The sequence below is a fragment of the Rhizobium redzepovicii genome, assembly GCF_019793435.1.
GTDB classification, from domain to species: Bacteria; Pseudomonadota; Alphaproteobacteria; order Rhizobiales; family Rhizobiaceae; genus Rhizobium; species Rhizobium redzepovicii.
Window position 1 is genome coordinate 1 of the sequence record NZ_JAILYH010000132.1, and the last position, 223, is coordinate 223.

General features: G+C 54.3%; 1 protein-coding gene. It reads left to right on the forward strand.

Annotated features, from left to right (window positions below; genetic code table 11):
* The coding region (locus tag K6N12_RS33915; protein WP_222149200.1) for a hypothetical protein at window positions 1-223 on the forward strand (223 nt) is incomplete at both ends.

The window sequence follows — 223 nt, forward strand, 5'->3', positions numbered from 1 at the left end:
GGATGCTGGCCAAACGTCACGTTTTGAAGGAAGACTGGCGACGTGCACATTCGATGTCGCCCCCGGCACTGGGGATCGTCTCATCTGGGTTGGCGCGCTGCACGTGGCCGCGTAAAAACGGATTCTCCCTCAACGATTTGGTGCTTTTTCAAGAACGACTGGCATCTATTGCTCGATCCATCTCCACCCTATTGCTGGAAAAGGTAAATGTCGTTCTCCCTGC